Annotated in this window: 18 protein-coding genes; 10 read left to right on the top strand and 8 right to left on the bottom strand. The window is 72.5% G+C overall.

Going from position 1 to position 16,836, the window contains the following annotated elements; translation table 11 throughout:
• The first annotated feature begins 68 nt into the window (after positions 1 to 68).
• A complete protein-coding gene (locus AC3X7Z_RS04820; RefSeq protein ID WP_489975176.1) occupies positions 69 to 1,895 on the top strand; it encodes an ABC-F family ATP-binding cassette domain-containing protein in 1,827 nt (608 codons plus the stop codon).
• A 99-nt stretch (positions 1,896 to 1,994) separates the two neighbouring features.
• Here the strand turns inward: AC3X7Z_RS04820 and AC3X7Z_RS04815 are convergent, their stop codons facing one another.
• Entirely contained in the window at positions 1,995 to 2,480 is a 486-nt protein-coding gene (locus AC3X7Z_RS04815; RefSeq protein WP_186339164.1) for a MarR family winged helix-turn-helix transcriptional regulator, read from the bottom strand.
• A gap of 181 nt (positions 2,481 to 2,661) precedes the next feature.
• On the opposite strand from AC3X7Z_RS04815, the gene AC3X7Z_RS04810 reads away from it, so the two are divergent.
• Both AC3X7Z_RS04810 and AC3X7Z_RS04805 read left to right on the top strand, forming a co-directional pair.
• The gene (locus AC3X7Z_RS04810; protein WP_489975175.1) at positions 2,662 to 3,462 is read left to right on the top strand and encodes a trans-aconitate 2-methyltransferase; all 801 of its coding nucleotides are present in this window, start codon (positions 2,662 to 2,664) and stop codon (positions 3,460 to 3,462) included.
• Complete coding sequence (locus AC3X7Z_RS04805; RefSeq protein ID WP_186339162.1) at positions 3,462 to 3,839, top strand: VOC family protein; 378 nt, start codon at positions 3,462 to 3,464, stop codon at positions 3,837 to 3,839. Before AC3X7Z_RS04810 ends, AC3X7Z_RS04805 begins: the two co-directional genes overlap by 1 nt.
• A gap of 72 nt (positions 3,840 to 3,911) precedes the next feature.
• Here the strand turns inward: AC3X7Z_RS04805 and AC3X7Z_RS04800 are convergent, their stop codons facing one another.
• The 5 genes from AC3X7Z_RS04800 to AC3X7Z_RS04780 form a co-directional block, all read right to left on the bottom strand.
• On the bottom strand, positions 3,912 to 4,778 hold the full coding sequence (locus AC3X7Z_RS04800) for an amino acid ABC transporter permease (protein ID WP_489975174.1): 867 nt from the start codon (positions 4,776 to 4,778) through the stop codon (positions 3,912 to 3,914).
• Position 4,779: 1 nt separating this feature from the next.
• Positions 4,780 to 5,469, bottom strand: a complete 690-nt coding sequence (locus AC3X7Z_RS04795) for an amino acid ABC transporter permease (RefSeq protein WP_186339160.1) — start codon at positions 5,467 to 5,469, stop codon at positions 4,780 to 4,782.
• A gap of 105 nt (positions 5,470 to 5,574) precedes the next feature.
• Positions 5,575 to 6,459: a glutamate ABC transporter substrate-binding protein gene (locus AC3X7Z_RS04790; RefSeq protein ID WP_489975173.1), complete on the bottom strand. Its 885-nt coding sequence runs from the start codon at positions 6,457 to 6,459 to the stop codon at positions 5,575 to 5,577.
• 102 nt (positions 6,460 to 6,561) lie between these two features.
• Positions 6,562 to 7,338, bottom strand: a complete 777-nt coding sequence (locus tag AC3X7Z_RS04785) for an amino acid ABC transporter ATP-binding protein (RefSeq protein ID WP_489975172.1) — start codon at positions 7,336 to 7,338, stop codon at positions 6,562 to 6,564.
• A 59-nt stretch (positions 7,339 to 7,397) separates the two neighbouring features.
• Entirely contained in the window at positions 7,398 to 7,895 is a 498-nt protein-coding gene (locus AC3X7Z_RS04780) for a 2'-5' RNA ligase family protein (protein WP_489975171.1), read from the bottom strand.
• 90 nt (positions 7,896 to 7,985) lie between these two features.
• Between AC3X7Z_RS04780 and miaB the strand changes: the two genes are divergently transcribed.
• Together miaB and AC3X7Z_RS04770 are read left to right on the top strand one after the other, a co-directional pair.
• Positions 7,986 to 9,488: a tRNA (N6-isopentenyl adenosine(37)-C2)-methylthiotransferase MiaB gene (miaB, locus tag AC3X7Z_RS04775; protein WP_489975170.1), complete on the top strand. Its 1,503-nt coding sequence runs from the start codon at positions 7,986 to 7,988 to the stop codon at positions 9,486 to 9,488.
• A gap of 200 nt (positions 9,489 to 9,688) precedes the next feature.
• Positions 9,689 to 10,666: a type IV toxin-antitoxin system AbiEi family antitoxin domain-containing protein gene (locus tag AC3X7Z_RS04770; RefSeq protein WP_489975169.1), complete on the top strand. Its 978-nt coding sequence runs from the start codon at positions 9,689 to 9,691 to the stop codon at positions 10,664 to 10,666.
• A 119-nt stretch (positions 10,667 to 10,785) separates the two neighbouring features.
• Here AC3X7Z_RS04770 and AC3X7Z_RS04765 read toward each other — a convergent pair whose 3' ends face one another.
• Positions 10,786 to 11,091, bottom strand: a complete 306-nt coding sequence (locus AC3X7Z_RS04765) for a hypothetical protein (RefSeq protein ID WP_489975168.1) — start codon at positions 11,089 to 11,091, stop codon at positions 10,786 to 10,788.
• 14 nt (positions 11,092 to 11,105) lie between these two features.
• Positions 11,106 to 11,615, bottom strand: coding sequence for an NUDIX hydrolase (locus AC3X7Z_RS04760; protein ID WP_489975167.1), 510 nt, complete (start codon positions 11,613 to 11,615; stop codon positions 11,106 to 11,108).
• 33 nt (positions 11,616 to 11,648) lie between these two features.
• Between AC3X7Z_RS04760 and miaA the strand changes: the two genes are divergently transcribed.
• The 5 genes from miaA to AC3X7Z_RS04735 all read left to right on the top strand — a co-directional run bounded on the left by miaA (position 11,649) and on the right by AC3X7Z_RS04735 (position 16,749).
• Positions 11,649 to 12,563, top strand: a complete 915-nt coding sequence (gene miaA / locus AC3X7Z_RS04755; RefSeq protein WP_489975166.1) for a tRNA (adenosine(37)-N6)-dimethylallyltransferase MiaA — start codon at positions 11,649 to 11,651, stop codon at positions 12,561 to 12,563.
• Between the two features lie 45 nt (positions 12,564 to 12,608).
• The gene (locus AC3X7Z_RS04750) at positions 12,609 to 13,127 is read left to right on the top strand and encodes a dihydrofolate reductase family protein (RefSeq protein WP_489975165.1); all 519 of its coding nucleotides are present in this window, start codon (positions 12,609 to 12,611) and stop codon (positions 13,125 to 13,127) included.
• An 82-nt stretch (positions 13,128 to 13,209) separates the two neighbouring features.
• A complete protein-coding gene (gene ggt / locus AC3X7Z_RS04745; RefSeq protein ID WP_489975164.1) occupies positions 13,210 to 15,081 on the top strand; it encodes a gamma-glutamyltransferase in 1,872 nt (623 codons plus the stop codon).
• 28 nt (positions 15,082 to 15,109) lie between these two features.
• Complete coding sequence (gene dapF / locus AC3X7Z_RS04740) at positions 15,110 to 15,907, top strand: diaminopimelate epimerase (RefSeq protein WP_489975163.1); 798 nt, start codon at positions 15,110 to 15,112, stop codon at positions 15,905 to 15,907.
• Between the two features lie 65 nt (positions 15,908 to 15,972).
• Positions 15,973 to 16,749, top strand: a complete 777-nt coding sequence (locus AC3X7Z_RS04735; RefSeq protein WP_186339149.1) for an SDR family oxidoreductase — start codon at positions 15,973 to 15,975, stop codon at positions 16,747 to 16,749.
• Positions 16,750 to 16,836 lie beyond the last annotated feature (87 nt).

Genomic DNA, 16,836 nt, shown 5'->3' with positions numbered 1-16,836 from the left:
CAGCGCCCGGGAGGGGGGCGTGCGCCGATCCGTGCCGAGCGGGGTGCACCTGAGAGGATCGCCCGGACATGGCGAACCTGATCAACCTCGAGCGCGTCTCGAAGTCCTACGGCGTACGGCCCCTGCTCGACGACGTCTCCCTCGGTATCTCGGTGGGCGAGCGCGTCGGCGTCGTCGGCCGCAACGGTGACGGCAAGACGACCCTGCTCGAGGTGATGACGGGCCTCGAGGAGCCCGACTCCGGACGCGTCTCGCGCACCCGTGGCATCGAGATCGGCTACCTCCACCAGGGCGACGAGCTCGTCGACACCCACACCGTCCGCGAGGCGGTGCTCGGTGGCCGGCAGGACCACGAGTGGGCCGCCGACGCCACCACCCGCGAGGTCGTCGAGGAGCTGCTGGCGGGCGTCACCCTCGACCGCGCCGTGGTCGGCCTGTCCGGCGGCGAGCGCCGTCGGTGCGCCCTGGCCGCCCTGCTGCTCTCGCGCCACGACCTGATCGTGCTCGACGAGCCGACCAACCACCTCGACGTCGAGGCCGTCGCCTGGCTCGCCGCGCACCTCGTCCAGCTCCCGTCCGCGCTGATCGTCGTGACCCACGACCGGTGGTTCCTCGACGCCGTCTGCCAGACCACGTGGGAGGTCCACGACGGCGCGGTCGACGCCTACGAGGGCGGCTACGCGGCCTACGTGCTGGCCAAGGCGGAGCGCCAGCGGCAGGCGGCAGCCACCGAGACGCGGCGGCTCAACCTCGCCCGCAAGGAGCTCGCCTGGCTGCGCCGCGGCGCACCCGCGCGTACGTCGAAGCCCAAGTTCCGCATCGAGGCCGCCAACGCGCTCATCGACGACGTGCCCCCGCCGCGCGACCGCATCGAGCTGCAGCGCTTCGCCAGCCAGCGGCTGGGCAAGGACGTCATCGACATCGAGGACGTCGACCTGTCCCGCGGCGACCGGCGCCTGCTCGAGCACGCCACGTGGCGCATCGGTCCCGGCGACCGGGTGGGCATCGTGGGCGTCAACGGCGCGGGCAAGACCTCGCTGCTCTCGCTGATCTCCGGCACCCTCGCCCCCGACGTGGGCCGGGTCAAGCACGGCCGCACGGTGCAGATGCAGCACCTCACCCAGGCGCTCGACGAGATCGACCCCGACGCGCGGGTGCTGCCGACGGTGGAGTCGATCCGCCGCGTCAGCAAGACCCTCGACGGCCAGGAGGTCACCGCCACCTCGCTGCTCGAGCGCTTCGGCTTCACCGGCGACCGGCTGACCGCCCGCCTGGGCGACCTGTCGGGTGGCGAGCGGCGACGCTTCCAGCTGCTCAAGCTGCTGCTCAGCGAGCCCAACGTGCTGCTCCTCGACGAGCCGACCAACGACCTCGACATCGACACCCTCAACGTCCTCGAGGACTTCCTCGACTCGTGGCCCGGCACGCTCGTCGTCGTCTCCCACGACCGCTACTTCCTCGAGCGGGTCACCGACTCGATCTGGGCCCTGCTCGGCGACGGCCAGGTCTCGATGCTGCCCCGGGGGGTCGAGGAGTACCTCGAGCGCCGCGCGGCCCTCCCGGCGGCCCCGTCGGCCGGGCCGTCCACCGCTGCGTCCTCCGCTGCGTCCTCTGCTGGGTCCTCGTCAGCACCCGCCGGTACGCCCTCGCCCGACGTCGCTGCCAGGGCCCGGCCCGGCTCGGCCGAGGACCGCGCCGCCCGCAAGGTGCTGGCCCGGGTCGAGAAGCAGCTCGAGCGCATCGCCGAGCGCGAGGCCGAGCTCCACGCCGAGATGGAGGCCAACCTGTCCGACTACGACCTCCTCGCCCGCGTCGGCGCCCAGCTCGGCGAGCTCGCCGCCGAGAAGGAGGAGCTGGAGCTGGAGTGGCTCGAGGCCTCCGAGGTCGTGGAGTAGCCGGGTCCGGGCCCTCCTGTCGAAGTCCCCGCTCGAGCGGGGACTCCGACACGTGGAGGCGGTTGCAACCCCCTCCAGGTGTCAGACTTCCCCACCAGGTCAGCTGAAGGGCGCGAGCAGCGAGCGCAGCAGAGCGGCGAGCTCGGTGCGGTCGCGGTCGGACAGGTCCGACATCAGGTCGGCCTCGGCCGCCAGCAGCGCCTCGAACGCCCCGTCGACGGCGGCCTTGCCGTCGGCGGTCAGCCGCACGAGCACGCCGCGCCGGTCGTGGGGGTCGGGGAGCCGCTCCACCAGGCCGCGGCCGGCGAGCCGGTCGACCCGGTTGGTCATCGTGCCGCTGGTCACGAGCGTCTCGCGCAGCAGCCTGCCGGGGGAGAGCTCGTAGGGCTGGCCGGCGCGGCGCAGCGCGGCCAGCACGTCGAACTCCCACGACTCGATGCCGTGGGCGGTGAAGGCGTCGCGGCGGGCCAGGTCGAGGTGGCGGGCCAGCCGGCTGATGCGCGAGAAGACCTCGACGGGCGCGAGGTCCAGGTCGCCGCGCTCGCGGCCCCAGGCCTCGACCAGGTCGTCCACCTCGTCACGCATGGAGGACATCGTGCCAGATCGGTCGAGAATCTTGACATCGAGACTGTTCGGGCGAGAGGGTGAAATATCTCGACATCAAGATATGTTACGGACGAGATCCGCCGGGTATGGGACGGTCGGGCGGGCGGGCGATCCGTTTCGCCACTGGACGCCCGGCGTTCGAGCGAGGAGGACACACGACATGAGCCACAGCTGGGACCCCGACCGCTACCTGGCGTACGCCGACGAGCGCGGGAGGCCGTTCGTCGACCTGCTTGCGCGGGTGCCCGCGGAGAACCCCCATGTCGTGGTCGACCTCGGCTGCGGGCCGGGCAACCTCACCGCCCTGCTGGCCGACCGGTGGACCGGCGCCCGCGTCATCGGCGTCGACAGCAGCCCCGAGATGATCGCCGCCGCCCGCGCCCTCGACGGCATCGAGTGGGAGGTCGGCGACCTCCGCGACTGGGCCCAGCCCGACCCGCTGGCCCTGCGCGAGCCGATCGACGTGCTCGTCTCCAACGCCACGCTCCAGTGGATCCCCGACCACCTCGAGCTCCTTCCGGGCCTGCTCGACCGCGTGCAGCCCGGGGGGTGGCTCGCGTTCCAGGTGCCGGGCAACTTCGACGAGCCCAGCCACACCATGCGCGCCGACCTCGCCGCGCGAGCGCCGTACGCGGAGCACGTGCGCGGGGTGCGGGTGCCGGCCAGCCACGACCCCGACGACTACGCCCGGGTGCTGCTCGACCGCGGCTGCGAGGTCGACGTGTGGGAGACGACCTACCTCCACGTCCTCACCGGCCCGGACCCCGTCTTCGACTGGGTCTCGGGCACCGGAGCCAGGCCGACGCTGCTGGCGCTGCCCGACGACCTGCGCTCGCACTTCGAGGACGAGTTCAAGGCGCTGCTGCGCGCGGCCTACCCCGCCGACGACTCCGGCCGCGTCATCCTGCCGTTCCGCCGGATCTTCGTGGTCGCGCGCAAGGCTCCGGGGGTGCTGGTCTGATGCGGCTGCACCACGTGCAGGTCGCCTGCCCGCCCGGAGGGGAGGAGGCGGCGCGTCGGTTCTACGCCGACGCGCTCGGCATGAGCGAGGTCGACAAGCCGGCCGACCTCGTCGCCCGCGGCGGCTGCTGGTTCCGGGCGTACGACGACGCGGGCGCGGTGGCGGCCGAGCTGCACGTCGGCGTCGAGGACCCGTTCGCGCCGGCGCGCAAGGCGCACCCGGCCTTCGTCGTCGACGACCTGGCCGAGGTCTCCGCACGGCTGCAGGGGCTCGGCTTCGAGGTCGACGAGCGGGAGCGCGACTCGTTCCCGGGCCACGTCCGCCTCCACACCCGCGACGGTCACGGCAACCGCGTCGAGGTGCTCCAGCGCCGCTGAGCCGATGTCCCCGGGATCGGGCCACCTCCGCCGATCCGCGGACGCACGGCGCTGGCGGGCGCACTCAGGTGGCTAGGCGAGTGGCTTGGCCTCGGCCGTCGACTCGCCCACCATGCTGACCTCGAGGACCTTCTTCTCACCGACGAACTTGTGCTGCAGCCAGGTGGCCAGCCACGTCAGCAGCAGGTTGACGACCACGTAGATCGCCGTGATGACGATGATCGTCGGGACGTGGTTGCCGAAGCTCTGGTAGATCGGCTTGGCGATCCGGGTGAGGCCGAGGCCGGCCACGGCGTAGCCGAGACTGGTGTCCTTGAGGGCCACCACCATCTGGCTGATGATCGCGGGGATCATGATCTTGACCGCCTGCGGCAGCAGCACGATCGTCATGACCTGCGTCTTGCGCATGCCGATGGCGTACGCCGCCTCCGCCTGACCCCTCGGCACGGCGTTGATGCCGGCGCGGAAGACCTCCGCGAGCACGGCGCCGTTGTAGAGGGTGAGCGCGAGCACGACCGACCAGTAGGTGCGGCGGCTGAGCTCGTCCATGCCGCCGAAGATCGCGTAGAAGCAGAAGATCATCAGCATGATGACCGGCACCGCGCGGAAGAACTCCACGACGAGCCAGCACGGCCAGCGCACCCAGCCGTGGTCCGACAGCTTGCCCACGCCGAACAGCACGCCGAACACGACGGCGCCGATGACGGCGCTGAAGGCCATCTGGAGGGTGACCAGCAGGCCGTCGACCAGGATCGCCTCGATGTAGCGCGGGGTGAGGAACGGCTCCCACTTGTCGTACTCGAGCTGGCCGGCGGCCTGGAGGCGCCACACGACGAAGGCGATGGAGGCGACGACGCCGACGCCGGCGATGATGCTGTAGGTGCGGTGCCGCGCGCGGGTGGCGGGCCCAGGGGCGTCGAAGAGGACTCCGGTGCTCATGTCAGGCCACCTTCCAACGGCGCTCGAGCATCGTCGAGACCAGGGAGATGATCTCGACGAGGATGACGTAGCCGATCGCGAAGGCGATGAAGATGCCCCAGCGCTGGTCGGCGTAGTCGTTGGTGAAGCCCTTCATCCGGCCCACTGCCTCGATCACGCCGAAGACTCCGGCGACCGAGGTGTTCTTGAGCAGGGCGATGAGGGTGCTGGCCAGCGGCGGCACCGAGGCGCGGATCGCCTGGGGCAGCACGACCTGGGACATCACCCCGGTGAACGGCAGGCCGATCGCGCGGGCGGCCTCGGCCTGCCCGAGGGGCACCGCGTTGACGCCGGAGCGGATGGCCTCGCACACGAAGGCCGCCGTGTAGAGGCTGAGGGAGGCGACCGCGGCGCTGAAGAACGAGGTGAAGTCGAAGGGGCCGATGTGGATGTCGACCCAGGTGAAGCGGAGGGCGTCGAAGATCTTGCCGGCGCCGAGCTGGAAGAACAGGAAGATCATGACCAGCGGGGTGTTGCGCACGAGCGTGACGTAGGCCGTGCCGAAGATGCGCAGCACCGAGACCGGGCCGACCCGCATGGCGGCGAGCAGCGTGCCGAGCGCGAGCGAGAGCACGGCGGAGACCAGGAAGAGGAAGATCGTGTAGCCGAAGGCCCTCAGCACCAGGTCGAAGTTGTCCAGGACGGCGTTCACGCCACTCCTCTCTCGGTCGGGCCCGGCCCCTGCTCGGGGCCCGGGTGGGGGACACGGCCCCGGGCCCGCCGACGACGGCGGGCCCGGGATCCGGTCAGGTGGGTACTACTCGCAGGAGTCCATCTCCGGCAGCTCGGGCACCTCGACGCCCGAGGGGCCGAGGGTGGCGTTGAACGCCTCCTCGTACGTGCCGTCCTCGTGGGCCTCGGTGATCGTGTCGACGATCCACTGGCACATCTCGGGGTAGTCCTGGGAGTAGCCGACGCCGATGCGCTCCTCGGAGAACTCCTCGCCGACGACCTTGAGCTCGCCCTCGTTCTGCGCGGCGTAGCCGGCGAGGATCGTGCCGTCGGTCGTCATCGCCTCGACGGTGCCGTCGAGGACCTTCTCGACGCACTCGGAGTAGGTGTCGAAGCCGACCGGCTTGGCGCCCTCGGCCTCGATGTTGTCGAGCGAGGTGGACCCGGTGACCGAGCACACCTCCTTGCCCTTGACGTCCGCGACGTCGTCGATGTCGCTGTCGGCCTTCACCAGCAGCTGCTGGCCGGTGACGAGGTAGGGGCCGGCCTGGCCGACGACCTGGCGGCGCTCGTCGGTGATGGAGTACGACGCCAGCACGAGGTCGACGGTGTTGTCCTCGAGGAAGGGCTCACGGTTGTCGGAGATCGTCTCGACCCACTCGACGTCGGTCTCCGGGTCGATGCCGAGGCTCGCGGCGAGCACCTTCGCCATCTCCACGTCGAACCCGGTGGGCACGTCGGAGGCGGCGTCCTTGAAGCCGAGGCCGGGCTGGTCGTACTTGACGCCGATCTTGATCTTGCCGTCCTCGGCAAGCTCCTTCATCCGGGTGCCGTCGTCGAAGTTGTCGGCCGCGTTCTCGGTCACCTCGACCTCGGCGCTCTCGGTGTCCTCGCCGGCGTCGCCGCAGGCGGCCAGCGACAGGGCGAGTCCCGCCGTGGCGATGACCGCCTTCGTCCTGATGAATCTCATGCGTTGTTCTCCTTTGGTTCGCGGCCCCGAGGCCGTCGGTGGGTTCCGGGTGGGGAGCTGCGGGGGAGGGGCGGGGAAGGGCGGGGAAGGGCGGGGAGGGCCTCAGTGCTTGAGGATCTTGCCCAGGAAGTCCTTGGCGCGGTCCGAGCGCGGGTGGATGAAGAACTCCTCGGGGGTGTTCTCCTCCACGATCGCGCCGTCGGCCATGAACACGACGCGGTCGGCGGCCGTGCGGGCGAAGCCCATCTCGTGGGTGACGACGATCATCGTCATGCCCTGCTCGGCGAGGTCGACCATGACGTCGAGGACCTCCTTGATCATCTCCGGGTCGAGCGCGGAGGTCGGCTCGTCGAAGAGCATCACCTTCGGCTCCATGGCCAGGGCGCGGGCGATGGCCACGCGCTGCTGCTGGCCGCCGGAGAGCTGGGCGGGGTACTTGTTGGCCTGGTGGTCGACGCCGACCCGCTCGAGCAGCTCGCGGGCCTTCTGCTCGGCCGCGGCCCGGCTCATGCCGCGCACCTTGATCGGCCCAAGGGTGACGTTCTCGAGGATCGTCTTGTGGGCGAAGAGGTTGAAGCTCTGGAAGACCATGCCGACCTCGGCCCGCAGTGCGGCGAGCGCCTTGCCCTCCTGGGGCAGGTCCAAGCCGTCGAGGGTGATCGTGCCCTCGTCGATGGTCTCGAGCCGGTTGATCGTGCGGCACAGGGTGGACTTGCCGGACCCGGACGGGCCGATCACGACGACCACCTCGCCGCGCGTCACGGTGAGGTCGATGTCGCGGAGTGCGTGGAGCTGCCCGAAGTACTTCTGGACGCCCTTCAGCACGACGAGGGGCTCGCCCCGGCCGGCGCTGACGGTGGCCGTTTGCTGCGCGGTCATGGGGGCAACCTATCGGCAGGTGGCCCGCGCGGACCATCAGGCATGGCCCCCGGGGACCATCACAGAGTGGTGACGATTCCCGCGTCGGGGTCCCACCGGCGCAGCGACGACAGGGTCACCACCACGTCCTCGTGGCCCAGCACGCCGACCGCGCGGCCCACGTCGGCTCGTGCCATCCGCCGCGCCAGCGTGAGGTGGGGGAGCCACCCGACGTGCTGGACGTCACGCACCCGCGAGCGCAGGTCGAGCACGGCACGCACCAGCGCGTCCGGCACGTCGAGGACCCGGACCAGCGAGACCCGGCTGCCGCCGAGGAGGGCGAGCCCCGAGGCGCGGACCTCCACCGGCAGCAACGGCCCGAGGAGGTCGTTGGCCCGCTGCTCGTCGTCCCCGCCGAGCGCCGGGGCCGCGACGACCGTCACGTGCGGGCTGTTGGTCGACCCGCGGTGGTCGAGCTGCGACGGCAGCCCGGCGTCGCGCAGCGCCTGCCAGTCCCGGCGTACGGCCTCGCGACCGGTCTCGTCCGGCAGCAGCTCGAGCGCGTGCATGCGGGGCATGCCGCGAGCCTAGGCACGGTGCCGCGGCGGGCGCGGGGTCCTCGTCGCGATTGCCCCCGCCCCCGCGCGCCGCCGTACCCTTGAACGGTCATGAGCACCGTCGCAGAGACCCCCGCACGCACCTACGAGGTCAAGACCCACGGGTGCCAGATGAACGTCCACGACTCCGAGCGGCTCAGCGGCCTGCTCGAGGACGCGGGCTACGTCCGCGCCGCGGCGGACGAGCAGGCCGACGTCGTCGTCTTCAACACGTGCGCGGTGCGCGAGAACGCCGACAACAAGCTCTACGGCAACCTCGGTCACCTCGCCCCGGTCAAGGCCGCCAGGCCGGGCATGCAGATCGCCGTCGGTGGCTGCCTGGCGCAGAAGGACCGCGACACCATCACCCAGCGGGCGCCGTGGGTCGACGTCGTCTTCGGCACCCACAACATCGGCTCGCTGCCGGTGCTGCTCGAGCGGGCCAGGGTGGCCGAGGAGGCGCAGGTCGAGATCCTCGAGTCGCTGTCGGTCTTCCCCTCGACGCTGCCCACCAAGCGCGAGTCGGCGTACGCCGCCTGGGTGTCGATCTCGGTCGGGTGCAACAACACGTGCACCTTCTGCATCGTCCCCGCCCTGCGCGGCAAGGAGAAGGACCGCCGCCCCGGTGAGGTCCTCGCCGAGGTCGAGGCGCTGGTCGCGGAGGGCGTCACCGAGATCACCCTGCTGGGCCAGAACGTCAACGCCTACGGCGTGGAGTTCGGCGACCGCCAGGCGTTCTCCAAGCTGCTGCGCGCCTGCGGCTCGATCGAGGGGCTCGAGCGGGTGCGCTTCACCTCGCCGCACCCGGCGGAGTTCACCGACGACGTCATCGAGGCGATGGCCGAGACGCCCAACGTGATGCCGTCGCTGCACATGCCGCTGCAGTCGGGCTCCGACAAGGTGCTGCGCGACATGCGCCGCTCCTACCGCCAGTCGAAGTACCTCGGCATCATCGAGCGCGTGCGCGCCGCGATCCCCGACGCCGCGATCACCACCGACATCATCGTGGGCTTCCCCGGCGAGACCGAGGAGGACTTCCGGGCCACCCTCGACGTGGTCCGCGCCGCCCGCTTCTCCGCCGCCTTCACCTTCCAGTACTCCAAGCGCCCCGGCACCCCGGCCGCCGTGCTCGAGGACCAGGTGCCGCCGGACGTCGTCAAGGACCGCTACCAGCGCCTGATCGAGGTGGTCGAGGAGGTCGCCTGGGCCGAGAGCAAGGCGATCGTGGGCCGCACCGTCGAGCTGATGGTCGCCGAGGGCGAGGGCCGCAAGGACGTCGCGACCAAGCGCCTGTCCGGTCGCGCCCGCGACAACCGGCTCGTCCACTTCGCCGCCGACTTCTCGGCCGTGCCCGACGACTCCGTCCGCCCCGGCGACATGGTGGAGGTCGAGATCACCTACGCCGCGCCCCACCACCTCGTCGCCGACGGTCCGATCCGCTCCGTGCGCCGCACCCGCGCCGGCGACGCCTGGGAGCGGCGTACGTCCGCCCCCGCGGCTCCCGCCTCCGTCGGGCTCGGCATGCCCGCGGTCGGCGTCCCCGCCCCGCTTCCCCCCGCTCCCGCCTGCGGCTGAGCCCGCCCGCCGCTCGCCCGCCCGCTTGTCGTCTGGTCGGCTGTCGGCTGTCGTCTGTCGGAGTCCCCGCTCGAGCGGGGACTTCGACAGGAGCGTGGAGGATTCGAGCCACCAGGTGACCCGGATCCTCCACGATCGCCTCATCCACAGATCCGGCGGAGGGGGTCGCGCCGAGGAGCGCGGTCGTCGAGCGTGGTCGGGTGATCGATCTGGACTCCCTGCTCGCCTCCCAGGACGGGGTCGTCTCCCGCGCGCAGGCACTGGGCGCGGGCATGCTGCCGCACGACCTGCGCCGGATGGTGCGCCGCCGCGAGCTGGCGCCGCTGCACCCCGGCGTGTACGTCGCCCACACCGGCGACCCCGTGTGGGTCCAGCGGGCCTGGGGCGCGGTGCTCGCCTGCGCGAGTCCGCGCGGCGTCGCGGGCGTCGAGCTCGGCGCGGCGCTGGCGGGTGTCTCAGCGATGCGGGCGGCGGACGGCCCCGGGCGTCCGGACGGCGACGCCGGCCCGATCCACGTCGTGGTCCCGCGCAGCCGACGGGTGGTCGCGCCGGAGGGGGTACGCGTCACGCGCACCTTCCTGCTCCGCGACCGGGTCGGCTGGAACCTCGGACCGCCTCGACTGCGCTACGAGGAGGCGGCGCTCGACGTCGCACTGGGCACGGTCGGCGATCTCGCGGCGGTCGGAGCGGTCGCCCGCGCGGTGCAGGGTCGCCACACCACGGCTGTACGCCTGCAGCACGCCCTCGCCCACCGCGCTCGGGCCCCGCGCCGCGACTTCCTCGACGCCGTCCTGCGCGACGTGGCCGACGGGTCGTGCTCGGTCCTGGAGCACGCCTTCGTCACCCGCGTCGAACGTCCCCACGGGCTGCCGCGCGCCGAACGACAGCAGCGCGCGGGCACCGTCACGGGCGTGGTCTATCGCGACGCGTCCTATGGCCTGCGCCTGCTCGAACTCGACGGACGCCTGTGGCACGACACCGCCGAGCAGCGCGACCGCGACTTCGAGCGCGACCTGGACGCGGCCGTCGCGGGGCGCGACACCGTACGCCTCACGTGGGGGCAGGTCGTCGGCCGGCCGTGCTCGACCGCGGCCAAGGTCTCGGCGCTGCTGGAGCGGGATGGATGGCCGCCGGCCAGGTCGTGCGGCGGTGGATGTGCGCTCGAGCGGGCGGCATGAGCGCGGTGCCTGTCTGTCGAGGTCTGTCGAGGTCTGTCGGAGTCCCCGCTCGAGCGGGGACTCCGACAGGAGCGTGGAGGATCCGAGCCACCAGGTGACTCGGATCCTCCACGATGTGGTCAGGCGGGGGGCTCGGGGGACCCGTCCTCGGCCTGCTGGCCGGCGGTGGGCTCCCCGGAGGCCTCCTCACGCGGGGTGTCGGACTCCTTGTCCTCCGCCTCGCCCTCAGGCGCCTGCGGCTTCTCGTCGGGCTCTGCGATCTCGTCGGGCAGCACGTCGTCCACGGCCGGGTTCTCGTCCGGGTCCAGGTCGCGCGCGAGGCCCGCGTCGGCGGGGTCCTCCTGCAGCGCGTCGATCCCACCGGGGACCAGCTGCGGCTCCTCGGAGTACGGCTCGGGCATCGGGCTCAGTTGTTCGTCGGTCATCGATTCCCTCCCTGTCATCCGGGTGATCCTGCCTCGCCCGTCCCGCCCGGGCCACCCCCGGGCGGAGGGGCGTCCCACCCGAAGGTGAGGTAGCCGACCCCGGAGAACAGGTGCGCCAGCGCGTGCGCCTCGTGCGGCACCATCGGCTCGGGCAGGTCGTCGAGGCGGCACCAGCGCAGCTCGGCGCACTTCTCCGGCTCGACGATGCGCGGCTCGCCGGTCCACGACCGCGACGTGAAGAACCAGTCCACCCGCTCCTCGATCGCCGGGCCGAACTGGCTGCGCTGCATGGTCAGCACGAAGTCGAGCTCGAGGTCGGTGATGCCGAGCTCCTCGAGCGCCTCGCGCCGGGCGGCGTCGTACGCCGTCTCGCCGGGCTCGACGTGGCCCGCGGCGCCCGCCGCCCAGTGGCCGGGCATGTAGGGCACCGGCCCGCGCCGCTGGAGCAGCACCTCCGTCCCGCCGGGCGACTCGCGGAGCAGGTAGACGTAGGACGCCGGGACGAGGGCGAAGTGGTCGCTCACCCGCCCACCGTAGGGCGCTGCGACAATCGGCTCATGCCCCGTCCTGTCGTCGCCGTCGTGGGGGCCACGGCCTCGGGCAAGACCGGGCTCAGCCTCGACCTCGCGGAGAGGCTCGGGGGAGAGGTGGTCAACACCGACGCGATGCAGGTCTACCGCGGGATGGACGTCGGCACCGCCAAGCTGCCCGAGTCGGAGCGGCGCGGCATCCCGCACCACCTGCTCGACCTCTACGAGGTCACCGAGCCGGCGACCGTCGCGCTGTTCCAGGGCTGGGCGCGCGAGGCGATCGCCGAGATCCGCGGTCGCGACGCCACCCCGGTGCTGGTGGGTGGGTCGGCGCTCTACACCCGCGCGATCCTCGACCGCTTCGAGTTCCCCGGCACCGACGACTCGCTGCGCCGCGAGCTCGAGGCCGAGCTCGAGCGCGTGGGCAGCCACGCGCTGCACCAGCGGCTGGCGGGGGTCGACCCGGAGGCGGCCGCGCAGATCTTGCCCGACAACGGGCGCCGCGTCGTACGCGCGCTCGAGGTCGTCGCGCTCACCGGCCGCCCGTTCAGCGCCAGCCTCCCACGGCTGGAGTACGTCGACCCGCTGACGGTGCAGGTGGGCGTCGACATCGACCGGCCGACGCTCGACGAGCGGATCGCCCACCGCGTCGAGGAGATGTTCGCCGGAGGGCTCGTCGAGGAGGTCGAGGCGCTGCTCGAGCGCGGCCTCGCCGAGGCCCGCACCGCCTCACGGGCCATCGGCTACCGGGAGGTGATGGGATACCTCGCCGGCGACCGCAGCCTCGACCGGGCGATCGAGCAGACGATCGTCGCGACCCGGCGCTTCGCCCGCCGCCAGGACGCCTGGTTCCGCAAGGACCCGCGCATCGTGTGGGTCGCCCACGACGACCCCGACCGCGTCGAGAAGGCGGTCGGGGCGGTCGAGGCCCTGCTGGGCTGAGCTCGCCCGGGGCGCGGTGTCGGCGGGCGGTGCCAAGGTGGACCGATGGCGACCATCTACTACACCGGCTGCACGCTCGACGGCTTCATCGCGACCGCCGACCACTCGCTCGACTGGCTCACCTCGCGCGACATCGACGAGGAGGGGCCGATGGCCTATCCCGGCTTCCGCGAGCGCCTCGGCGCGTGCGTCATGGGGGCGTCGACCTGGCAGTGGATCCTCGACCACGACGACGACCCGTGGGGACCCCTGCCGACGTGGGTGCTGACCCACCGCACCTTCCCGGACGCGCCGCCGAGCGTGCGCTTCGACCGTGACGACGTGCGCCGCGTGCACGCCGAGATGACCGAGGCAGCCGCCGGCAAGGACCTCTGGGTGGTGGGCGGCGGCGACCTCGTCGGTCAGTTCCACGACGCCGGGCTGCTCGACGAGGTGTGGCTGCAGTACGCCCCGGTGACCCTCGGCGGCGGCGCGCCCGTGCTGCCCCGCCACGTCGAGCTCCGGCTCGAGGAGGTCGGTCGCAACCGCGACTTCCTGTGCGGGCGCTACACCGTCGTGGGCTGACGTCGGCACGCACCCGGTGGGGTGTTGGACAAGCCGTAGCGGCGGGGGCAGGGTTGGGGGCACCGTCTCCCGAGAGGAACCCATGCCACACCTCGCTCGTCGCGTCACCGCCACCTTCTCTGCCGCCAGCGGACTGGCGGTCGCCGCGTCGCTCGTCGCCTCGCCGGTGCCCGCGCAGCCGGCGGCCCAGGCGCCCTCCACCGCGCCGGCGCCGACCTCCGAGCTCCGACCGACGGTCAAGGACCCCACGGCCGTCGGCAAGGGCGGCGCGATCAGCACGGTCGACCCCGAGGCGAGCGCGGCCGGGCTCAAGGTGCTCAAGGCGGGCGGCAACGCGGTCGATGCCGCCGTGGCCGCGGCGGCGACGCTCGGCGTGACCGAGCCCTACAGCGCGGGCATCGGCGGCGGCGGCTACTTCGTGCACTACGACGCCAAGTCGGGCAAGGTCCGCACGCTCGACGGTCGCGAGACGGCTCCGCGCAAGATGCCGCAGGACGCCTTCATCGACCCTGCCACGGGCAAGCCCTACACCTTCACCCCCGACCTCGTCACGAGCGGCGCGAGCGTCGGCACCCCCGGCACCCTGGCGACCTGGGACAAGGCCCTCGCCAACTGGGGCACCCTCTCCTTGGCCGAGGCGCTCGCGCCCGCCACCAAGGTCGCGCGCCGCGGCTTCAAGGTCGACGAGACCTTCCGCCAGCAGACCCTCGACAACGAGGTGCGCTTCGCGGCGTTCCGCGACACCAAGAAGCTGTTCCTGCCCCAGGGCGACGCGCCCAGGGTCGGTTCGGTGTTCCGCAACCCCGACCTCGCCGACACCTACGACCTGATCGCCCAGCGCGGCCCGAAGGCGTTCTACCGCGGCCGCCTGGCCCGCCTGATGGCCGACGTGGTCCGCAAGCCGCGCACCACCAAGCGCACCGAGCTCCCCGTGCCGGCCGGCTGGCTGACGGCCCGCGACCTGCGCGACTACCAGGTCCGCTCGCAGCGCGCGACCCGCACGACCTACCGCGGCCACGAGGTCTACGGCATGGCGCCGTCGTCCTCCGGCGGCACCACCGTCGGCGAGGCGCTCAACATCCTCGAGCGCTACGACCTCTCCGCGATGACGGCCGAGTCGGCCCTCCACCACTACCTCGAGGCCAGCGCGCTGGCCTTCGCGGATCGCGGCAAGCACGTCGGCGACCCCGCCTACGTCGACGTCCCGGTCAAGCGCCTGCTCGACGACCGGTTCGCCGCCGAGCGTGCCTGCGCCCTCGACCCCGCGAAGGCCGCCACCAAGCCGGTCGCCGCCGGTGACGTGACGTCCTACGACGGCGTGTGCTCGCCGTCGTCGGCCAAGGGCACGACCGACGCCGACACCGAGAACATCTCCACCACCAACCTCACGGTCGCCGACCGGTGGGGCAACGTCGTGGAGTACACCCTCACCATCGAGCAGACCGGCGGCTCGGGCATGGTCGTGCCCGGCCACGGCTTCCTGCTCAACAACGAGCTCACCGACTTCTCGACCGTCTACGACGCCGCCGACCCCAACCGCATCCAGCCCGGCAAGCGCCCGCGGAGCTCGATGTCGCCCACGATCGTGCTCAAGGACGGCAAGCCGTTCCTGGCGCTCGGCTCGCCCGGCGGATCGACGATCATCACGACCGTCCTGCAGATGCTGGTCAACCGGATCGACCTCGGCATGACCATCGAGGAGGCCATCGCCGCGCCGCGCGCCGCCCAGCGCAACACCGCCAGCGTCACGGCCGAGCCGGAGTTCATCGCGGCCTACGGCCCCGCGCTCACGGCCCTGGGCCACACCTTGGCGCCCGCCGGTGACGCGTTCACCAGCGCCGCCGAGATCGGGGCGGCGACGGCGATCGAGTTCGGCTCCGGCAGGCGGATGACGGCGGTCGCCGAGCCCAGCCGTCGCGGCAAGGGGTCGGCCAAGGTGGTCGACCCGCGCTGAGGCTCGTCCCGCCTGCCACACTGGCGGCGTGAGCTACCCCTTCCTCAAGGGACACGGCACCGAGAACGACTTCGTGGTGCTGCCCGACCCCGACGGCACGGTCCACGGCGACGCCGACGGCGAGATGGACGCTGCGCGCGTACGCGCCCTCTGCGACCGTCGCGCCGGCATCGGCGGCGACGGGGTGCTGCGGGCCGTGCGCCGCGACGGCGGGTGGTTCATGGACTACCGCAACGCCGACGGGTCGGTCAGCGAGATGTGCGGCAACGGGGTGCGCGTCTTCGCCCGCTACCTCCACGACGTCGAGGGCGAGCCGTTCCCGATGCGGATCCTCACCCGCGCCGGCGTCAAGGTCGTCGACCGGTCCGGCGACGAGCTGACCGTCGACATGGGCGCCCCCGAGGTGCTGGGGGAGACGAGCGTGTCGGTGATGGGCCGGACGTGGCCAGCGCGCCACGTCTCGATGGGCAACCCCCACGCGGTGGCCTCCGTGGACAACCTGGCCGAGCCGGGCCCGCTCATCGAGCCGCCCGAGCACGACGACGCGGTCTTCCCCGAAGGCGTCAACGTCGAGTTCGTCGTGCGCCGCGGGGAGCGCCACGTCACGATGCGCGTCCACGAGCGCGGCTCGGGGGAGACCCGCTCGTGCGGCACCGGCGCCTGTGCGGTGGCGGTCGCCACGGCGCTGGCCGACGACGCCCCGCGCGGCACCAGCTACCGCGTCGACGTGCCCGGCGGCACCCTCCACGTCGTGTGGACCGAGGACGACCGCGTGCTGATGACCGGCCCCGCGGTGCTCGTCGCCCGCGGCGAGACCGACCTCTGAGTCGAGCGCCCGGCCCGTCGCAGCCGCCTCCGGGCCCCGCACCCGACTGGCATAGCATCCGGCGCATGGACATCACCGGATCCTCCGCCATCGTCACCGGCGGCGCGAGCGGCATCGGTGCCGCCGTCGCCCGGGCCCTCGCCGCGCGGGGCGCCGTGGTCGTCGTCGCCGACCTCAACGCCGAGAAGGGCGAGGCGCTCGCCGCGGAGATCGGTGGCGTCTTCGCCCCGGTCGACGTGACCAGGACCGACCAGGTCGCCGCCGCCGTCGAGGCCGCCGCCGAGATCGCCCCGCTGCGCGCGTGCGTCAACTCCGCCGGCATCGGCTGGGCGCAGCGCACCATCGGCCGCGACGGACTCCTCGAGCAGGCCCACGACCTCGACGCGTTCCGCCGGGTCGTCGAGATCAACCTGATCGGCACCTTCGACATGACCCGCCAGGCCGCGACGGTGATGAGCCGCAACGAGCCCGACGCCGACGGCCAGCGCGGCGCCATCGTCAACCTCGCCTCGGTCGCCGCCTTCGACGGCCAGATCGGCCAGGCGTCCTACTCCGCCTCGAAGGGCGGCGTGGTCGGCATGACGCTCCCGGTCGCGCGCGACCTCTCCGCGGCCGGCATCCGGCTCAACACCGTGGCGCCCGGCCTGATCGACACCCCGATCTATGACGCCTTCCCCGAGCCCGAGGAGTTCAAGGCCAACCTGGGTCGCAACGTGCTCTTCCCCAAGCGCCTGGGTCGGGCCGAGGAGCTCGCCGGCATGGTCGTGGAGTGCCTGACCAACTCCTACATGAACGGCGAGACGATCCGCGTCGACGGCGGCATCCGGATGCCCCCCAAGTGATGCCGGCCCGCTGACCGGGCCGCTGTCCGGCCTCTGACCGGGCCGCTGTCTGGCCCGCTGACCGCCCCACTGACGCCCGGCTCCGGC

The sequence above is a fragment of the Nocardioides sp. Z24_21 genome, from assembly GCF_058134345.1.
This window is presented reverse-complemented; position numbering and strand designations above follow the sequence as displayed.

Coding starts and splice junctions, on each gene's coding strand:
- AC3X7Z_RS04820 (WP_489975176.1), top strand. CDS start 69: ATGGCGAACCTGATCAACCTCGAGCGCGTCTCGAAGTCCTACGGCGTA.
- AC3X7Z_RS04815 (WP_186339164.1), bottom strand. CDS start 2,480: ATGCGTGACGAGGTGGACGACCTGGTCGAGGCCTGGGGCCGCGAGCGC.
- AC3X7Z_RS04810 (WP_489975175.1), top strand. CDS start 2,662: ATGAGCCACAGCTGGGACCCCGACCGCTACCTGGCGTACGCCGACGAG.
- AC3X7Z_RS04805 (WP_186339162.1), top strand. CDS start 3,462: ATGCGGCTGCACCACGTGCAGGTCGCCTGCCCGCCCGGAGGGGAGGAG.
- AC3X7Z_RS04800 (WP_489975174.1), bottom strand. CDS start 4,778: ATGAGCACCGGAGTCCTCTTCGACGCCCCTGGGCCCGCCACCCGCGCG.
- AC3X7Z_RS04790 (WP_489975173.1), bottom strand. CDS start 6,459: ATGAGATTCATCAGGACGAAGGCGGTCATCGCCACGGCGGGACTCGCC.
- AC3X7Z_RS04785 (WP_489975172.1), bottom strand. CDS start 7,338: ATGACCGCGCAGCAAACGGCCACCGTCAGCGCCGGCCGGGGCGAGCCC.
- AC3X7Z_RS04780 (WP_489975171.1), bottom strand. CDS start 7,895: ATGCCCCGCATGCACGCGCTCGAGCTGCTGCCGGACGAGACCGGTCGC.
- miaB (WP_489975170.1), top strand. CDS start 7,986: ATGAGCACCGTCGCAGAGACCCCCGCACGCACCTACGAGGTCAAGACC.
- AC3X7Z_RS04765 (WP_489975168.1), bottom strand. CDS start 11,091: ATGACCGACGAACAACTGAGCCCGATGCCCGAGCCGTACTCCGAGGAG.
- miaA (WP_489975166.1), top strand. CDS start 11,649: ATGCCCCGTCCTGTCGTCGCCGTCGTGGGGGCCACGGCCTCGGGCAAG.
- AC3X7Z_RS04750 (WP_489975165.1), top strand. CDS start 12,609: ATGGCGACCATCTACTACACCGGCTGCACGCTCGACGGCTTCATCGCG.
- ggt (WP_489975164.1), top strand. CDS start 13,210: ATGCCACACCTCGCTCGTCGCGTCACCGCCACCTTCTCTGCCGCCAGC.
- AC3X7Z_RS04735 (WP_186339149.1), top strand. CDS start 15,973: ATGGACATCACCGGATCCTCCGCCATCGTCACCGGCGGCGCGAGCGGC.